This window comes from Streptomyces sp. NPDC127114 (assembly GCF_042677525.1).
GTDB lineage: Bacteria > Actinomycetota > Actinomycetes > Streptomycetales > Streptomycetaceae > Streptomyces.
Genome location: NZ_JBHXTJ010000024.1, coordinates 1 through 17,009, shown reverse-complemented (window position 1 = coordinate 17,009; position 17,009 = coordinate 1). Strand labels below are relative to the sequence as shown.

The 17,009-nt window shown below is 71.2% G+C and carries 15 protein-coding genes and 1 tRNA gene; 11 read left to right on the top strand and 5 right to left on the bottom strand.

Going from position 1 to position 17,009, the window contains the following annotated elements; all coding sequences use genetic code 11:
- The first annotated feature begins 58 nt into the window (after positions 1–58).
- The 3 genes from ACFVGS_RS23375 (at position 59) to ACFVGS_RS23365 (ending at position 5,587) form a co-directional block, all read left to right on the top strand.
- Complete coding sequence (locus ACFVGS_RS23375) at positions 59–1,726, top strand: FAD-binding dehydrogenase (RefSeq protein WP_385693556.1); 1,668 nt, start codon at positions 59–61, stop codon at positions 1,724–1,726.
- 109 nt (positions 1,727–1,835) lie between these two features.
- A complete protein-coding gene (locus tag ACFVGS_RS23370; protein ID WP_385693555.1) occupies positions 1,836–2,231 on the top strand; it encodes a hypothetical protein in 396 nt (131 codons plus the stop codon).
- Complete coding sequence (locus ACFVGS_RS23365; protein WP_385693554.1) at positions 2,228–5,587, top strand: HEAT repeat domain-containing protein; 3,360 nt, start codon at positions 2,228–2,230, stop codon at positions 5,585–5,587. The genes ACFVGS_RS23370 and ACFVGS_RS23365 overlap by 4 nt, the downstream gene beginning before the upstream one ends.
- A gap of 41 nt (positions 5,588–5,628) precedes the next feature.
- On the opposite strand, the gene ACFVGS_RS23360 is transcribed toward ACFVGS_RS23365, so the two are convergent.
- Together ACFVGS_RS23360 and ACFVGS_RS23355 are read right to left on the bottom strand one after the other, a co-directional pair.
- A complete protein-coding gene (locus ACFVGS_RS23360) occupies positions 5,629–7,026 on the bottom strand; it encodes a gluconate:H+ symporter (protein ID WP_385693553.1) in 1,398 nt (465 codons plus the stop codon).
- 101 nt (positions 7,027–7,127) lie between these two features.
- Positions 7,128–7,664 (bottom strand): gluconokinase, encoded by a 537-nt coding sequence (locus ACFVGS_RS23355; protein ID WP_384414484.1) that lies wholly within the window; start codon positions 7,662–7,664, stop codon positions 7,128–7,130.
- 147 nt (positions 7,665–7,811) lie between these two features.
- Between ACFVGS_RS23355 and ACFVGS_RS23350 the strand changes: the two genes are divergently transcribed.
- From ACFVGS_RS23350 to ACFVGS_RS23335, 4 genes are all read left to right on the top strand, one after another.
- Positions 7,812–8,513 carry a FadR/GntR family transcriptional regulator gene (locus tag ACFVGS_RS23350; RefSeq protein WP_384414487.1) on the top strand — a complete coding sequence of 234 codons (702 nt, stop codon included), beginning with the start codon at positions 7,812–7,814 and terminating at the stop codon, positions 8,511–8,513.
- Positions 8,514–8,716: 203 nt separating this feature from the next.
- Positions 8,717–10,192, top strand: a complete 1,476-nt coding sequence (locus ACFVGS_RS23345) for an amino acid permease (protein WP_384414490.1) — start codon at positions 8,717–8,719, stop codon at positions 10,190–10,192.
- 122 nt (positions 10,193–10,314) lie between these two features.
- Entirely contained in the window at positions 10,315–11,400 is a 1,086-nt protein-coding gene (locus ACFVGS_RS23340) for an S-(hydroxymethyl)mycothiol dehydrogenase (protein ID WP_385693552.1), read from the top strand.
- Positions 11,400–12,029, top strand: a complete 630-nt coding sequence (locus ACFVGS_RS23335) for an MBL fold metallo-hydrolase (protein ID WP_385693551.1) — start codon at positions 11,400–11,402, stop codon at positions 12,027–12,029. The genes ACFVGS_RS23340 and ACFVGS_RS23335 overlap by 1 nt, the downstream gene beginning before the upstream one ends.
- Here the strand turns inward: ACFVGS_RS23335 and ACFVGS_RS23330 are convergent.
- A complete protein-coding gene (locus ACFVGS_RS23330; RefSeq protein ID WP_385693550.1) occupies positions 12,013–12,942 on the bottom strand; it encodes an RluA family pseudouridine synthase in 930 nt (309 codons plus the stop codon). The two genes, ACFVGS_RS23335 and ACFVGS_RS23330, sit on opposite strands and share 17 nt — an antisense overlap.
- A 71-nt stretch (positions 12,943–13,013) precedes the next feature.
- A tRNA-Leu gene (locus ACFVGS_RS23325) sits at positions 13,014–13,101 on the bottom strand.
- A 219-nt stretch (positions 13,102–13,320) separates the two neighbouring features.
- Here ACFVGS_RS23325 and ACFVGS_RS23320 point away from each other — a divergent pair.
- From ACFVGS_RS23320 to ACFVGS_RS23310, 3 genes are all read left to right on the top strand, one after another.
- Positions 13,321–14,646 carry a M20/M25/M40 family metallo-hydrolase gene (locus ACFVGS_RS23320; RefSeq protein ID WP_385693549.1) on the top strand — a complete coding sequence of 442 codons (1,326 nt, stop codon included), beginning with the start codon at positions 13,321–13,323 and terminating at the stop codon, positions 14,644–14,646.
- A 139-nt stretch (positions 14,647–14,785) separates the two neighbouring features.
- The gene (gene chpH, locus ACFVGS_RS23315) at positions 14,786–15,019 is read left to right on the top strand and encodes a chaplin ChpH (protein ID WP_345489987.1); all 234 of its coding nucleotides are present in this window, start codon (positions 14,786–14,788) and stop codon (positions 15,017–15,019) included.
- A gap of 116 nt (positions 15,020–15,135) precedes the next feature.
- Positions 15,136–16,005, top strand: a complete 870-nt coding sequence (locus ACFVGS_RS23310) for a chaplin (RefSeq protein WP_385693548.1) — start codon at positions 15,136–15,138, stop codon at positions 16,003–16,005.
- A 67-nt stretch (positions 16,006–16,072) separates the two neighbouring features.
- Here the strand turns inward: ACFVGS_RS23310 and ACFVGS_RS23305 are convergent, their stop codons facing one another.
- Positions 16,073–16,261, bottom strand: a complete 189-nt coding sequence (locus ACFVGS_RS23305; RefSeq protein WP_128983151.1) for a DUF5703 family protein — start codon at positions 16,259–16,261, stop codon at positions 16,073–16,075.
- 47 nt (positions 16,262–16,308) lie between these two features.
- On the opposite strand from ACFVGS_RS23305, the gene ACFVGS_RS23300 reads away from it, so the two are divergent.
- Positions 16,309–16,941: a hypothetical protein gene (locus ACFVGS_RS23300; protein ID WP_384414507.1), complete on the top strand. Its 633-nt coding sequence runs from the start codon at positions 16,309–16,311 to the stop codon at positions 16,939–16,941.
- Positions 16,942–17,009 lie beyond the last annotated feature (68 nt).

The window sequence follows — 17,009 nt, the reverse complement described above, 5'->3', positions numbered from 1 at the left end:
GGGCTCGCGGAGGCCGGAACCGTTGACTGGATACATCGGTGTATCCAAGATGCGGTCCATGTCATCTCATGAGTCGTACGACGCCGACGTGATCGTCATCGGGGCCGGTCTCGCCGGTCTCGCCGCCACCGCCGAACTGGTCGACGCGGGCCGGTCCGTCATCCTGCTCGACCAGGAGCCCGAGCAGTCCCTGGGCGGTCAGGCCCACTGGTCCTTCGGCGGGCTCTTCCTCGTCGACTCGCCCGAGCAGCGCCGGATGCGCATCCGCGACAGCCGGGACCTGGCCCTCCAGGACTGGCTCGGCACGGCCGGTTTCGACCGTCCGGAGGACGACTGGGCGCGGCGCTGGGCCGAGGCGTACGTCGACTTCGCCGCCGGCGAGAAGCGTTCCTGGCTGCACGGCCTCGGCGTGCGCTTCTTCCCGGTGGTCGGCTGGGCCGAGCGCGGCGGCTACGACGCCAACGGCCACGGCAACTCCGTACCGCGCTTCCACATCACCTGGGGCACCGGCCCGGGCCTCGTCGCGCCGTTCGAGCGGCGGGTGCGCGAGGGCGTCGCCCGCGGCCTGGTCCGCTTCCGCTTCCGTCACCGCGTGACCGGCCTCGGCTCCACCGCCGGCGCCGTGGACACCGTGACGGGCGAGGTCCTGGCGCCCTCCGGCGTCCCGCGCGGCACGGCCAGCAGCCGCGAGGTCACGGACACGTTCTCCTTCCGCGCCCAGGCGGTGATCGTCACCTCCGGCGGCATCGGCGGCAACCACGACCTCGTCCGCAAGCAGTGGCCGGAACGCCTCGGCACCCCGCCCGACCGCATGCTCTCCGGCGTCCCCGCCCATGTCGACGGACTGATGCTCGGCATCGCCGAGGACGCCGGCGCCCACCACGTCAACCGCGACCGGATGTGGCACTACACCGAGGGCATCGAGAACTGGAACCCGATCTGGGCCCGCCACGGCATCCGCATCCTGCCCGGCCCGTCGTCCCTCTGGCTCGACGCCACCGGCAAGCGGCTGCCCGTACCGCTCTTCCCCGGCTTCGACACCCTCGGCACCCTCGAACACATCATGCGGACCGGGTACGACCACACCTGGTTCGTGCTCGACCAGAAGATCATCGGCAAGGAGTTCGCGCTCTCCGGCTCCGAGCAGAACCCGGACCTCACCGGCAAGTCGGTCCGCGACGTCCTCGTCCGCGCCCGCGCCGACGTGCCGGGGCCGGTCAGGGCCTTCATGGACAAGGGAGTCGACTTCGTCGTCGAACACGACCTCGGGGCCCTGGTCCGCGGCATGAACCGGATCACCGGCGAGGACCTGATCGACGAGACGGCACTGCGCCGCGAGATCACCGCCCGCGACCGCGAGATCGCCCACCCGTTCACGAAGGACCTCCAGGTCACGGCGATCCGCGGGGCCCGCCGCTACCTCGGCGACAAGCTGATCCGCACGGCCGCCCCGCACCGCATCCTCGACCCGAAGGCCGGCCCGCTGATCGCCGTACGCCTCAGCATCCTCACCCGCAAGTCCCTCGGCGGCCTCCAGACCGACCTCTCCTCCCGCGTCCTCACCGCCTCCGGCGACCCGCTGCCCGGCGTGTACGCGGCGGGCGAGGCGGCCGGCTTCGGCGGCGGCGGCGTCCACGGCTACCGCTCCCTCGAAGGCACCTTCCTCGGCGGCTGCCTCTTCTCGGGACGCGCGGCGGGACGAGCGGCGGCGGAGGCGGTGGGCTGACACCGGTGGGACGACCGCGGTGGGCCGGCCCGGAGCGGGGTCACGCGGTGAGCTGACGGCCGGGCCCCTCGCAGGGCAGTATGACGGAGTGACAAGACGCTTGAGGCTCATGGTCGTTGGTGCCGTCGCGGCCCTTGGCGGCCTCGCCGCGTTCCTCGTCCTGCAGGGGCTCGACGCCGCCGACAAGTGGAGCAGCGTCCTCAGCTTGTTCTTCACGATCGCGGGCTTCGCGCTGGCCCTGGCGGGCTTCCTCTCCCGGGGCCCGGCGCAGTCGGCCAACGAGGCGGTGGCCGGGGGATCGGTGCACCAGATCCGGAACGTCACGGGCGACGTCACCATCAGGAGAGGCACGGCCCCGGCGGCACCCACCACCCCCACGGCCCCCGCGACGGGCCATGGCGGCGGCACCCAGTCCGCCCACGGAGCCCGAGCAGGCGGTGACCTGCACCAGATCGACGGCGTCGGCGGCTCGGTCCACATCGAACCGCCCGGTCCTTCCTCGTGAGGGGCTTCTTCGCGCGTCTCCGCAGGAGCACCGGGACCGCTGCCGCGCTGTCCGCGGCGGGTGCGAGCGCCGAGGGGGACATCACCCTCATCAGTCACGTCCAGGGCGACGTCACCGTCGTCTCTGGGGCGCCACCCGCGCAGAGGGAGGTCCCGGACGCCGCGTCGGCCTGCGAGACCTACGCCGCTCGAGTCCGCCAGTGTTACGGCCGCCTCGACCTGGAGGTCCTCACTCCGCTGCGGGAGCAGGACGAGCATCCCGTCGTCCCGCTGCGAGAGGTCTTCGTCCCCCAGTCCGTACGGGCCGACCCGCCTCCCGTCGAGCTGCCGCCGGAGCTCCTGCGCCGTCTGGCGGATCCCGCCGAGTCGGAGCTCCACGAACTGCCGCCCGGGATCGACCGGGAGACGGTCGACCGGGTCCGCCGCGCCTATCAGGACCGCCCGCCGCAACCGGTCCTCGACGTGCTCGCCGCCGACCACCACAAGCACGTCGTCCTCCTCGGCAATCCGGGCGCAGGCAAGTCCACCCTCGCCCGTTACCTGGCCCTCGCCCTCACGGCCCCCGAACCGCCGCCCGGCCTGGAGCCCCTGCGCGGCCGACTGCCCCTGATCATCGAGCTCCGCGGTTACGCCCAGGCCGCCTGGCGCGAGCGGAGCTTCGAGGACTTCCTCGGGCACCAGTACGCGACGGAGGGCCTCGGTCTCCCGCCCGAGCTGCTGACCACCGTCCTCGCGGGCGAGGGACCCCGGACGGCCCTCGTGATCTTCGACGGCCTCGACGAGATCTTCGAGAAGGACATCAGGGACGCGGTCACCCGCCGCATCGCGGGCTTCGCCGCCCGCCACCCCCGGGCCCGCCTCCTCGTCACCTCACGGGGCTACGGCTACCGGCGCGCGGTCCTCGACGGCGCCGGCTTCGCCAACTTCATGCTCCAGGACCTCGACCGCGCACAGATCGGAGCCTTCGCCGAGCAGTGGTTCGCCGTCGCCTGCCCCGGAGAACCCGAGCGCGCCCGCAAGCTGATCGCTCGGGTGACCGCGGCGGTGGACGGCTCCCAGTCCGTCCGCGAACTCGCCGGCAACCCCCTCACCCTCACGATCCTCGCCATCATCGGCCGCCGCCGCGAACTCCCGCGCGACCGGCGGACGGTCTACGAGCACGCGGTCGACGTCCTGGTCGAGCACTGGGACCCCAGCAAGTACCTCAAGGACCACCGGGTCGAGGAGCACCTGCCGTACCTGGCCGCCGAGGACAAGCGGGAACTCCTGTGCCTCATCGCCCGACGGATGCAGGAGGGCCACGGCGGGATCGCGGGTAACCACATCGCGGGCCCCGATCTCATCAAGCACTTCGAGGACTACCTGAGGGACCGCTACGCCCTCCCACCGGACCGCGCGGCCACGGCGGCCCGCATCATGCTGGACCAGTTCCGCCACCGGAACTTCATCCTCAGCCGCTTCGGTGGTGACGTCTACGGTTTCGTCCACCGTGCCTTTCTCGAGTACCTCACGGCGACGGACCTCGCCCATCGCTTCAACCACCAGCGCGAGCTCTCGGAGGCGGACCTCCAGGACCTCTTCGCGGCGAAGATCCACGACCCGGCCTGGCAGGAGGTCCTGCTGCTGCTTGTGGGTCTCCTGGACGAGCGTTTCGTGGCGGGGGTGCTCGACCGGCTGCTGGCGCCGGCGCCGATCGCGGTCCCCGTCACCGGCGAGGGCGACGGGGCGTTCGCGGTGCCGCTGTTCGTGGCCCGCTGCCTGGCGGAGGTACGCCGTCCCGGCATGCTCGCGACGCAGAGCACGACGCTGGTGCGGCGGGTCATCCGGTGCGTGGAGGTCGCCGAGGCACTCGACGTGACCTTCTTCTACCCCTACACCAGGCTGGAGAGTCTGGGACCGGCCCTCTCGGCCCTGGGTGACGACTGGGCGGGCCGGACGGACTATCTGGAGTGGCAGAGGGAGCGGCTTCACCGCTGGAGTGCCGCGGAGGACCGCCGCGAGTCGCTCAACTCCACGACGCGCCTCACGGCGGACATCTTCCTGCACATGGAAAGGGGCGATCGGGCGGGTCTGCGCAGCGGCTTCCCCTGGGTGCGGATCGCCGCCCTCGAGGTCCTGATGCTGCGGACGACCGACGCCCCGGAGTGGTTCGAGGTGGTACGGCACCACGTCCGGGAAGATCCGAGCGCTCACGTGAGGTCGTCGCTCCTGAGGACCCTCGCCTACACGACAGGCCTCGACTCCGGGGCGCAGACGGCCCTCGCCCTCGACCGGCTGATCCACGACGGCACGCGCGGCGTCCGCCGGGCGGCGCTGCAATGCGTCGCCCGTCACGGCGCGGGAGTTGCCGAGGCCCCCACTGCGGTGGCCCGGGCCACCCGGGAGGCCGACCCCGAGATCCGGGGAGAGGCCTTCGGCACACTGATCGCCCTTGCCGGGGACGAGCCGGGTGACGTTCTGGGCGAGGCACTGCGCGACGAGCACCCGGATGTCCGCGCCGCGGCCCTCTTCGCCGTCGCGAAACACGCCGGTGACGCACCGTTGGCTCGTGCGCTCGTCGCGGATCGGGTACGGAACGACCGCGCCCCCGCGGTGGTGGTGGCCGCCATCGAGGCCGTCGGCTCCATCGGATCGGACGATCCCGGGATGCACGCCCTGCTGTACGAGCGGTGTTCCCATCCCTCGTCCGGTGTCCGGTCCGCCGCGCTGAGCTGTCTGGGCGACGGCGAGCCGTCCGAGGAGAGCCTGTCCGCGCTGTTCCTCCGCCACGTGCGGGAGGACGAGGACGCCGGCGTCCGGGAGACGGCCCTGGAGCAGTTCGTGAAGCACGCCGCCGACGAGGACGCGAAGCGTGTCTGCGTCGAGCGCGCCACGACCGGCGGAGAGGTCACCTACGTTCGCCTTCGTGCCCTGGACGCCCTGGCCATGATCGACCCTGCCGAGGCAAGGGCACTAACCCTCGATCTCGCCGTGAACGCCGATGACGGCACCAGAGTGGAAATGCTCTTCCGCATGGTGTGGCAGTACGCAGCGGACACGGAAGCACTCGGCGTCGTGATCGACCGGGCCACGGCCGATGTGAGCACCGAGGTGCGGGCCACCGCACTCTCGGTACTCGTCTCCCGGCGTGGCGAACTGGCCGAAGTGCGGACCCTCGCCCAGAACCGGTACGACAACGACCCCGACCAGGAGGTCCGCGCGGCCGCCTTCCGGTTCCTGGCAGACATCCGGCGGGACGACCCCGAGGTCGTGCCGTTCCTCCGCCACGCCGCCGAGCGCGACCCGGCGGGGATCGCCTCCTGTGCCGAATCCCTGCTCGCCGTCCTCACGCCGGAAGGCCGTCCGGACCCGACGTGACGTCGGCCCGACCGGCCTTCCGGACTTCTTGACGACTCGGCTCACATCACCAACGACAGCAGCAGCACGAACACGATGCCGACCACCGAGATGATCGTCTCCATCACCGACCAGGTCTTGATCGTCTGGCCGACGTTCATCCCGAAGTACTCCTTCACCAGCCAGAAACCGGCGTCGTTGACGTGGCTGAAGAAGAGCGAGCCGGCGCCGATCGCCAGGACCAGGAGCGAGACCTCACCGGTCGACATGCCCTCCGCGAGCGGGGCCACCAGGCCCGCCGCCGAGATCGTCGCCACGGTCGCCGAGCCGGTGGCGAGCCGGATCGCGACCGCGATCAGCCAGGCGAGCAGCAGGGCCGGGATGGACCAGTTCTTCGAGAAGTCCAGGATCATCTGGCCGACGCCGATGTCGATCAGGGTCTGCTTGAAGCCGCCGCCCGCGCCGACGATCAGCAGGATGCCCGCGATCGGGGCGAGCGACTTCTCGACGGTGGACGACAGGCGCTCCTTGGAGAAGCCGGCCGCGCGGCCCAGGGTGAACATGCCGACTATGACGGCGGCGAGCAGTGCGATCAGCGGCGATCCGATGACGTCGGTGACCTTCTGCAGGCCGTTGTCGGGGTCGTCCACGACGATGTCGACGAGGGCCTTCACCAGCATCAGGACGACCGGCAGCAGCACGGTGGCGACGGTGGCGCCGAAGCCGGGGCGCTTCTCCAGGTCCTCGGAGGGGCGGACCGGGATCATCTTCTCGGGGGCCGGGATGTCCACCCAGCGGGCCGCGAACCGGGAGAACACCGGACCGGCGATGATCACGGTCGGGACGGCGACGACCAGGCCGAGGGCGAGGGTGACGCCCAGGTTGGCGCCGACCGCGTCGATCGCGACGAGCGGGCCGGGGTGCGGCGGGATGAGGCCGTGCATCACGGACAGACCGGCGAGGGCGGGGATGCCGATCCGCATCAGCGAGTAGTTGCCGCGCTTGGCGACCAGCAGCACCACCGGGATCAGCAGCACGATGCCGACCTCGAAGAAGAGCGGCAGGCCGATCACGGACGCGATGAGCACCATCGCCCAGGGCATGGCCCGCCCGGACGCCTTCGCCAGGATCGTGTCGACGATCTGGTCCGCGCCGCCCGAGTCGGCGAGCAGCTTGCCGAGGATCGCGCCGAGCGCGATGAGCACGCCGACACCGGCCACGGTGCTGCCGAGCCCGGTGGTGAAGGACTTGATGGTGTCCGCGAGCGGGGCGCCCGCGAACGCGCCGAGCGCCAGCGACCCGATGGTCAGGGCGAGGAAGGCGTGCAGCTTGAACCTGGTGATGAGCAGGACGATGACGGCGATGCCGGCGAGTACGGCGATCCCGAGCTGGGCGTTGCCCGCCGAGGTGATCGGTTCGGCGGCGTCCGCTGCCAGGGTCTCGACGCTGAGACTGGTCACGGTGGGTCCCTTGGGGTGAGGGGGGCAGGGGAAGGGGGGCGAGAGAACGGAGGAGAGCGGGGAGGGGACAGCGGGGAGACGGGGAAGGAGGGAGACGGGGATCAGGCGGTGAGCCGGCGCAGCGCGGCCACGGCCCGGGCGGTGATCTCCTCGGGGGTGCCCGAGACGTCGACGGCGACGCCCGCCTCGTCCTCCTCCAGGGGCTGGAGGGTGGCGAACTGGGAGTCGAGGAGCGCGGTGGGCATGAAGTGGCCCTTGCGGGCGGCCATGCGCCGCTCGATCAGCTCCCGGTCGCCGGTCAGATGCAGGAAGACGACGCCGGGCGCGGCCGCGCGCAGCCGGTCCCGGTAGCTGCGCTTCAGCGCGGAGCTGCTCACCACGCCGCCGCGCCCGGCCCGGCCGTGCGCCCACTCCCCGATGGCGTCGAGCCAGGGCCCGCGGTCGGTGTCGTCCAGCGGGATGCCGGCGGACATCTTGGCCACGTTGGCCGCCGGGTGGAAGTCGTCGCCCTCGGCGTACGGAAGGCCAAGCGCCTCGGCCACCAGCGGACCGATCGTGGTCTTGCCGGTGCCGGCGACGCCCATCACGACGACGACCGGGGGGCGTCCGTCGGCGGAGGGCCGGGGGGTGGTGCTCATGGGTGGTGCCTCGCTGTCTTCTTCGACATCGATCCGTCGCGCTCATGAAACCCATTGGGTACGACGTATTCAAGACCCTGTGACAAATAAGTCGTACTTTTTCTTCCCGGCGTGATCATTCGTGTGATCACGCATAGGCTGGCCACCATGACGACACCGGGCCAGGGGCTCCATCCGCACGTCCTGACCTCCCTGGGCCTCGCGATCACCGCGGGGGAGTACCCGCCCGGCAGCGTGCTGCGCACCGACGAGCTGGCCGAGCGCTTCGAGGTCTCCCGCACCGTGGTGCGCGAGGTCGTCCGCGTCCTCGAGTCCATGCACCTCGTCGAGTCCCGCCGCCGGGTCGGCGTGATCGTGCTCCCCACCGAGCGCTGGAACGTGTACGACCCGCAGGTCATCCGCTGGCGTCTGGCCGGTGCCGACCGGCCCCGCCAGCTGCGCTCGCTCACCGTGCTGCGCTCCGCCGTCGAGCCGGTCGCGGCCGGCCTCGCGGCCCTGAACGCCACGCCCGAGCAGTGCCGCGAGCTCACCGAACAGGCCCTCGGCATGGTCGCCACCTCGCGCGGACGGCAGCTGGAGGCGTACCTCGTCCACGACGTCGCCTTCCACCGGGTCGTCCTCAACGCCTCCGGCAACGAGATGTTCGCCCGGCTCGGCGACGTGGTCGCCGAGGTGCTCACCGGCCGCACCCGCCACCAGGTGATGTTCGAGGACCCCGACCCGGCCGCCGTCACCCTGCACGTCCAGGTCGCCGAAGCCGTACGGGAGAAGGACGCGGCCCGGGCCGAGCGGCTGACCCGCGAGATCGCGGTGGGGGCCCTCAGGGAGTTGGACGTCCTCGCGCCGTAACGCGCGCTCCCGACACGTCCTGTAACACGCCGTACACCCGCAAGTAACCTCTGAACTAGCTCAAATAAGGGCGTTCAGTGAAATCCGTCACAGTCAGCAACCGGTTGTTGCCGTGAGGATGTGCGCTGGCCGTGCCGGGAAGCCTCACAAGGGCACGGCCGGGTACCGCACAGACCCTCCCCCTCACGAAGGCGAACAACTCCATGAGTGACCGCATCACTGCGGCCGAGCCGCTGTCCGCCACCCCGGCGGCCTCCGGAGCCGCGCCCTCGTCGACGACCCCCCACGTCGACGCCGGTGACGCCGGATACCGCAAGGACCTGAAGTCCCGGCACATCAACATGATCGCCATCGGCGGCGCCATCGGCACCGGCCTGTTCCTCGGCGCCGGCGGCCGCATCGCCAACGCCGGTCCCTCCCTCTTCATCGCGTACGCGGTGTGCGGCCTCTTCGCCTTCTTCGTGGTCCGGGCCCTCGGTGAGCTCGTGCTCTACCGCCCCTCCTCCGGCGCCTTCGTCTCGTACGCCCGTGAGTTCATGGGCGAGAAGGGCGCCTACACGGCCGGCTGGCTCTACTTCCTGAACTGGTCGACCACCGCCGTCGCCGACATCACCGCCGCGGCCACCTATGCGCACTTCTGGTCGATGTTCAGCGACATCCCGCAGTGGATCCTCGCGCTGATCGCCCTCGCGGTCGTCCTCGCCGCCAACCTCATCTCCGTGAAGTACTTCGGCGAGATGGAGTTCTGGTTCGCGATCATCAAGGTCGCCGCCCTGGTCGCCTTCATGGTGGTCGGCATCTTCCTCGTCGTGACCTCGCACGACGTCGGCGGCCACACGCCGGGCCTCGCCAACATCACCGACAACGGCGGCATCTTCCCCAACGGCATGATGCCGATGCTGCTGCTGATCCAGGGCGTCGTCTTCGCCTACGCCTCCGTCGAGCTGTGCGGCGTCGCCGCCGGTGAGACCGAGAACCCCGAGAAGATCATGCCCAAGGCGATCAACTCGATCATGTGGCGCGTGGGCCTCTTCTACGTCGGCTCCGTCGTCCTGCTCGCGCTGATCCTCCCGTACACCGCGTACTCCGGCGACCAGAGCCCCTTCGTCACCGTCTTCGACAAGCTCGGCATCCCCGGCGCCGCCGGCGTGATGAACCTGGTCGTGCTCACCGCCGCCCTCTCCAGCCTCAACTCGGGCCTCTACTCCACCGGCCGCATCCTGCGCTCGATGTCGCTGGCGGGCTCCGCGCCCAAGTTCACCGGCGTGATGAACAAGGGCGGCGTGCCCTACGGCGGCATCCTGCTCACCGCGGGCTTCGGCGTCGCCGGCGTCATCCTCAACGCCCGGATGCCCGAGGAGGCCTTCGAGCTGGTCCTGAACTTCGCCTCGATCGGCATCATCGGCACCTGGGCCATGATCATGGTCTGCTCGCTGCTCTTCGTCCGCCGCGCCAAGGAGGGCAAGCTCGCCCGCCCGAGCTACCAGCTGCCCTGGGCCCCGTACACCCAGATCGTCACCCTCGTCTTCCTCGCCGCCGTCCTGGTCCTGATGTGGATGGACGGCGGAGTGGGGCGCACCACCGTCAACTGCCTGCCGCTGATCGCGGCCGCGCTGGTCGGCGGCTGGTTCCTGGTCCGCGGCCGGGTCCGCGCGACCCAGGCCGAGCGCCAGGACTGACCCCGGCCTTCCCCCCACGGGAAGAGCGAGACCCCCGCAGGCACGATCTGCGGGGGTCTCGCGTTTTGTCAGGAGATAGTGGTACGCAAGATCCTTACAGTGTCGGAGAAGGGAAGTTCGCGATGCCGCAGCAGGTCCAGGGGGTCGTGGCCCCCGGCAGGAACGAGCCCGTACGGGTCGAGACGATCGTGATCCCGGACCCCGGCCCCGGCGAGGCGGTCGTGAAGATCCAGGCCTGCGGGGTCTGCCACACCGACCTCCACTACAAGCAGGGCGGGATCAACGACGAGTTCCCCTTCCTGCTCGGCCACGAGGCCGCGGGCGTCGTCGAGTCGGTCGGCGACGGCGTCACCGACGTCGCGCCCGGCGACTTCGTCATCCTCAACTGGCGCGCGGTCTGCGGCCAGTGCCGTGCCTGTCTGCGCGGCCGCCCCTGGTACTGCTTCGCCACCCACAACGCGAAGCAGCGGATGACCCTGCTCGACGGCACGGAGCTCTCCCCGGCCCTCGGCATCGGCGCCTTCGCCGAGAAGACCCTCGTCGCCGCGGGCCAGTGCACCAAGGTCGACCCGGCCGTCGCGCCCGAGGTCGCCGGACTGCTCGGCTGCGGCGTCATGGCCGGCATCGGCGCCGCGATCAACACCGGCGGCGTCGGCCGCGGCGACAGCGTCGCCGTCATCGGCTGCGGCGGCGTCGGCGACGCGGCGATCGTCGGCTCCCGGCTCGCCGGGGCCGCGAAGATCATCGCCGTCGACATCGACGACCGGAAACTGGCCAAGGCCACGGAGATGGGCGCCACCCACACCGTCAACTCCCGCACCGGCGACCCCGTCGAGGCCATCCGCGAGCTCACCGGCGGCTTCGGCGCCGACGTCGTCATCGAGGCCGTCGGCCGCCCCGAGACCTACCGGCAGGCCTTCTACGCCCGCGACCTGGCCGGCACCGTCGTCCTCGTCGGCGTCCCGACGCCCGAGATGCGGCTCGAGCTCCCGCTCCTCGACGTCTTCGGCCGCGGCGGCGCGCTCAAGTCCTCCTGGTACGGGGACTGCCTGCCCTCCCGCGACTTCCCGATGCTCATCGACCTGCACCAGCAGGGCCGCATCGACCTCGGCGCCTTCGTCACCGAGACCATCGGACTCGGAGACGTCGAGAAGGCCTTCGCCCGCATGCACGAAGGCGACGTGCTGCGCTCGGTGGTGGTCCTCTGATGGCTGCCCGCATCGACCACCTGGTCACCTCCGGCACCTTCAGCCTCGACGGCGGCACCTGGGAGGTCGACAACAACGTCTGGATCGTCGGTGACGACACCGAGGCGATCGTGATCGACGCCGCCCACGACGCCGACGCGATCCTCGCCGCGCTCGACGGCCGCGCCCTGCGGGCCATCGTCTGCACCCACGCCCACGACGACCACATCGACGCGGCCCCGGCCCTCGCCGCCGCCACCGGCGCCCGGATCCTGCTGCACCCCGCCGACCAGCCGCTGTGGAAGCTCACCCACCCCGACCACACCCCGGACGGCGACCTCGCCGACGGCCGGGTCCTCACCATCGCCGGCACGGACCTCCGGGTCCTCCACACCCCCGGCCACGCGCCCGGCGCCGTCTGCCTCCACGCCCCCGACCTGGGCACCGTCTTCACCGGCGACACCCTCTTCCAGGGCGGCCCCGGAGCGACCGGCCGGTCCTACTCCGACTTCCCGACGATCATCGACTCGATCCGCGAGAAGCTCCTCACCCTCCCGCCTGAGACGGTGGTCCGCACCGGCCACGGCGACACCACCACGATCGGCGCCGAGGCCCCGCACCTCCAGGAGTGGATCAGCCGAGGCCACTGAGCGAGCGCCGGCTCGTGAACGTCCTCCGCTCGCCCGTGAACGGGTCGGTGAACACCAGCGACCGCGCGACCAGCTGCAACGGCCGCGCGAAGTCCTCCGGCCCGTCCTCGCGGACCACCGGATAGACCGGATCGTGGAGGATCGGGAGCCTGAGCGCGTTCATGTGCACCCGCAGCTGATGGGTCCGCCCGGTCACCGGCACCAGCCGGTACCGGGCGAGACCGCCGCCGTGGGCGAGCAGCTCGATCCGGCTCTCCGCGTTCGGATCGCCCGGAACCTCCCGGGCGGCCATCACGCCGCGCTCCTTCTCGATGCGGCTGCGCACCGTCACCGGAAGCTCCAGCCGCGGGTCGTACGGTGCCACCGCCTCGTACGCCTTGTGCACGAGCCGGTCCCGGAACAGCGTCTGGTAGGCCCCGCGGTCCTCCGGCCGTACGACGAAGAGCACCAGCCCGGCCGTCAGCCGGTCCAGGCGGTGGGCCGGCTGCAGCGTCGGCAGCCCGAGGTCCCTCCGCAGGCGCGCGACCGCCGTCTCCGTCACGTGCCGCCCGCGCGGCATCGTCGCCAGGAAGTGCGGCTTGTCGGCCACCACGATCCGCTCGTCCCGGTACAGCACCTCGATCTCGAACGGCACCCGCTCCTCGGCCGGAAAATCCCGGTGGAACCAGAGGTACCGTCCGCCGGCGTACGGCTCGTCCCACCCGACGGCCGTCCCGTCCGCCCCGACGAACCGGCCCGCCCGCACCATCTCCTCAACCCGGCCCGTGCCGACGGCCCCGCCGTACCGCCCGACGAGATACTCCCGCACGGTCGCCGTGCCCGGCTCCGGCTCCTCGGGCAGCCGCACGCGCACGGGATCGATCCCGTCCCGTTGCGGAAGCGGCCCCGTCGGTGCCTTCGTTCTGCGTCCCACGCCCGTCCTGCCGCCGTAGAGCCGTAAAGCCGTAAAGAAGAAAAGACCCCACGTGATGTGGGGTCTTTCGCTGGTGTCCGAGGGGGGACTTGAACCCCCACGCCCGATAAAGGGCACTAGCACCTCAAGCTAGCGCGTCTGCCATTCCGCCACCCGGACAGGTGTTTCGTCTTCCCGGCCGCTGGGCCCTTCCGACGAGGAAAACCATAGCAAACATCTGGAGGGGTCGATCACCACCCTGGTCCCGGGCGCCTCGGGCGCATCCACCGTGTCAGGAGTGTGTCGGCCTGGAGCCGCCCTTGGGCGGGGGCGGGGGAGCGCGGGAGGATGGGGCGATCACACAGCAAGCACGTGGGGCACGTAGTGGGAGGAAGCAGCGTGAGCGAGTCGAACACCGGCCGTGGCGTCACCGGCGAGGACGAGGTCGTCGACCTGTGCCGGGACCTCATCCGCATCGACACCAGCAACTACGGCGACCACTCCGGTCCGGGCGAGCGGGCGGCGGCCGAGTACGTCGCGGAGAAGCTCGCGGAGGTCGGACTCGAGCCGAAGATCATCGAGTCGCACAAGGGGCGGGCCTCCACCGTCGCCCGGATCGAGGGCGAGGACCCCTCGCGGCCGGCCCTGCTCATCCACGGCCACACCGACGTCGTGCCGGCCAACGCCGAGGACTGGACCCACCACCCCTTCTCCGGTGAGGTCGCCGACGGCTGCGTCTGGGGCCGCGGCGCCGTCGACATGAAGGACATGGACGCGATGACCCTGGCGGTCGTCCGCGACCGGCTGCGCAGCGGCCGCAAGCCGCCGCGCGACATCGTCCTCGCCTTCCTGGCCGACGAGGAGGCCGGCGGCACCTACGGCGCCCGGTACCTGGTCGACAAGCACCGCGACCTCTTCGAAGGCGTGACGGAGGCGATTGGCGAGGTCGGCGGCTTCTCCTTCACCGTGAACGAGAACCTGCGGCTCTACCTGGTCGAGACCGCCCAGAAGGGCATGCACTGGATGCGGCTGACCGTCGAGGGCACCGCCGGGCACGGCTCCATGACCAACGACGACAACGCCATCACCGAGCTGTGCGAGGCCGTCGGCCGGCTCGGCCGCCACCAGTGGCCGGTGCGCGTCACCAAGACCGTGCGGTCCTTCCTGGACGAGCTCTCGGACGCCCTCGGCACCCCGCTCGACCCCGAGGACATGGACGCCACCCTCGCCAAGCTCGGCGGCATCGCCAAGATGGTCGGCGCCACCCTGCGCAACTCCGCCGCCCCCACCATGCTCGGCGCCGGATACAAGGTGAACGTCATCCCCGGCCAGGCCACCGCGCACGTCGACGGCCGGTTCCTGCCCGGTTACGAGGAGGAGTTCCTGGCCGACCTCGACCGCATCCTCGGCCCGCGCGTCAGGCGCGAGGACGTGCACGGCGACAAGGCCCTGGAGACCAGCTTCGACGGCGCCCTGGTCGACGCCATGCAGCTGGCCCTGCGCGCCGAGGACCCGATCGCCCGGGCCGTGCCGTACATGCTCTCCGGCGGCACCGACGCCAAGTCCTTCGACGACCTCGGCATCCGCTGCTTCGGCTTCGCGCCGCTCCAGCTGCCGCCGGAGCTGGACTTCGCCGGCATGTTCCACGGCGTCGACGAGCGCGTCCCGGTGGACGGGCTGAAGTTCGGCGTCCGCGTCCTGGACCGCTTCATCGACGCGTGCTGAGGACCGCCGTAATCGACCGCGCGTGCACCGATTACTGGAAAGAGTGAATGGCCGAGGTGTCTCGTAGCCCCCTCGATTCCCCCTCGTTACAGGTGGTGCGGTCCGAGGCTTGGACCGCTTTTGCCAACAAGGAGGAATAATGATCAAGAAGGTCGTCGCTGCTGCGGCTGCCACCGGCGGTCTCGTTCTCGCGGGTGCGGGCATGGCCGTTGCCGACGCGGGTGCCCAGGGTGCGGCCATCGGTTCCCCCGGTGTCCTCTCGGGCAACGTCGTCCAGGTGCCGGTCCACGTCCCCGTGAACGTGTGCGGCAACACCGTCACCATCATCGGGCTGCTGAACCCCACCTTCGGCAACACCTGCATCAACGCCTGACGTTGAGCCTCGACCCCTCGAGGGTCCGAGCCAAGGCCGGCCCCGGAGTGCGTGCCATGCACTCCGGGGCCGGTGGCCATTTCGTCACGAGCCGAAAAGGCAGGTAATCAGCAAAAATGCGACAGGTCACACGCATCATCACCCGCAAGAGCATCGTCACCGTCGCCGCGGCGGGCGGCATGATCGCCCTCGGCGGCGGTTACGCCCACGCCGGCTCGGGAGCGAGCGGTACGGCCTCCGACTCACCGGGCGTCGCGTCCGGCAACACCGTCCAGGCCCCGGTCCACGCGCCGGTCAACGTGTGCGGCAACACGGTCTCCGTGATCGGGTTGATGAACCCGGCCACGGGCAACTCCTGTGCCAACACCGGCACGGACGGGGCCGGCGGCTACGGCGACGAGGGGAGCTCCGGCTCCTCCGCCGACGGCCACGCCTCCGACTCCCCGGGCGTCGGCTCCGGCAACACCGTCCAGGTCCCCGTCGACGCCCCCGTGAACGTGTGCGGCAACAGCGTCAACGGCGTCGGCCTGGGCAACGCCGTCGGCGACAACGACTGCGGCTACGGCGTCGAGCCGACGACTCCCGGCAACCCCGGGAACCCGGGCAACCCCGGTGGGCCGGGGACGCCCGGAAACCCGGGGAACCCGGGAGGGCCCGGGACGCCGGGGAACCCCGGCAACCCGGGCAACGAGGGCGAGCACCCGGGCAACCCCGGAACCCCGGGTACGCCCGGAAACCCGGGCACCCCCGGAACCCCTGGCACGCCCGGCAACGAGGGCGGGCACCCCGGCAACCCGGGGGCGCCCGGCACGCCCGGCAGCTCGTACGGGCCGAACACGCCCGGTACGCACGCCGTCACGCCGAGCGGCCCCACCGAGGAGCTCGCGCACACCGGAGTGGGACCGCTCGGTCTCGTCGTCCCGGCCGGCGCGGGCCTGCTCCTCGCCGGCTCCGTGATCTACCGCCGGTCCCGCCGCACCGCCTGACCCGCCCGGAGAACGGCAGGGGCCCCGCACCGCGGGGCCCCTTCTGCTTCTTCGGCTTCTTCTGTTCTCACCAGGTGGCGCGGGTCTGACGGATGATGCGCCGCCGCAGCCGCACCCTGCGGCTGCCGTCGCGACGCAGGCTCAGGCGGTCCAACTCCCAGTGTCCGTACTCGGCATGGTCGGTCAGAAGCCGCGTCGCCTCCTTGCGGGAGACGCCTCGCGGCACGTACACGTCGACAAATTCGTATTCCGGCATCGCATCTATTGTGCGGCCAAGGGCCCGGTACGGATAGCGTCTGTCCTATGTCTGATGCTGCGCAGCCCACCGCTGCCGAGGTACGCGCCGCCGCCGAGGCGGTCAAAGCCGCACTGGACCGTCACCTCGCGGCGGTCGAACGCCGCACCGGGGACGACGACCCGGCCGTCTACGAGGCCTTCAACGCGCTCGCCGCGGCGGCGGAGGCGTACGACGAGGCCCTCTACGACCGGTACGACGAGGTCACACCCTTCGAGATCCCGGGCGCCGACGACTCCCTGCCGCCCTACGCGGGCCCGGACGAGCCACACGCCCTGAGCGTGCTGATCCGTCGCGACTACGCGGTGGTGGAGCCGCAGCGTCTGATCGCCCAGGCACGCCGGGTCACCGATCTCGAACGGGAGGAGGGCGCCGGGACCACCCACGCGGCGCTCGGCGTCGTCTTCGGCGAGTACGAACCTGACGAAATCGCGTCCCGTCACAAGGAATTCGGTCTGGAGGAGGGCGACTCCACGCTCTGGGTCGAGGCGGCCGAGGAACTGCCCGAACCGGGCGAGTGGCTGCACGCCCCCTTCGACCAGGCCGACCCGGAACGGATCGTGTGCCGCTTCGACATCAGCACCGTCTTCGACGACGAGGTGGACGAGGAGGAGCTGGAGGAACAGGTCCGCCGGGCCTGAGCCACCGGCTCCCGCCCGCCGGGCCCCGTGGACGGCGCGCGCCCTTCCCGTGGAGAGCGGGGACTGTC

What these genes read in the sequence shown, in the direction of transcription:
- ACFVGS_RS23355 (WP_384414484.1), bottom strand. Translation starts at nt 7,664, where the DNA reads ATGAGCACCACCCCCCGGCCCTCCGCCGACGGACGCCCCCCGGTCGTC.
- ACFVGS_RS23310 (WP_385693548.1), top strand. Translation starts at nt 15,136, where the DNA reads ATGCGACAGGTCACACGCATCATCACCCGCAAGAGCATCGTCACCGTC.
- ACFVGS_RS23370 (WP_385693555.1), top strand. Translation starts at nt 1,836, where the DNA reads ATGGTCGTTGGTGCCGTCGCGGCCCTTGGCGGCCTCGCCGCGTTCCTC.
- ACFVGS_RS23305 (WP_128983151.1), bottom strand. Translation starts at nt 16,261, where the DNA reads ATGCCGGAATACGAATTTGTCGACGTGTACGTGCCGCGAGGCGTCTCC.
- ACFVGS_RS23340 (WP_385693552.1), top strand. Translation starts at nt 10,315, where the DNA reads ATGCCGCAGCAGGTCCAGGGGGTCGTGGCCCCCGGCAGGAACGAGCCC.
- ACFVGS_RS23300 (WP_384414507.1), top strand. Translation starts at nt 16,309, where the DNA reads ATGTCTGATGCTGCGCAGCCCACCGCTGCCGAGGTACGCGCCGCCGCC.
- ACFVGS_RS23375 (WP_385693556.1), top strand. Translation starts at nt 59, where the DNA reads ATGTCATCTCATGAGTCGTACGACGCCGACGTGATCGTCATCGGGGCC.
- ACFVGS_RS23345 (WP_384414490.1), top strand. Translation starts at nt 8,717, where the DNA reads ATGAGTGACCGCATCACTGCGGCCGAGCCGCTGTCCGCCACCCCGGCG.
- ACFVGS_RS23350 (WP_384414487.1), top strand. Translation starts at nt 7,812, where the DNA reads ATGACGACACCGGGCCAGGGGCTCCATCCGCACGTCCTGACCTCCCTG.
- ACFVGS_RS23335 (WP_385693551.1), top strand. Translation starts at nt 11,400, where the DNA reads ATGGCTGCCCGCATCGACCACCTGGTCACCTCCGGCACCTTCAGCCTC.
- chpH (WP_345489987.1), top strand. Translation starts at nt 14,786, where the DNA reads ATGATCAAGAAGGTCGTCGCTGCTGCGGCTGCCACCGGCGGTCTCGTT.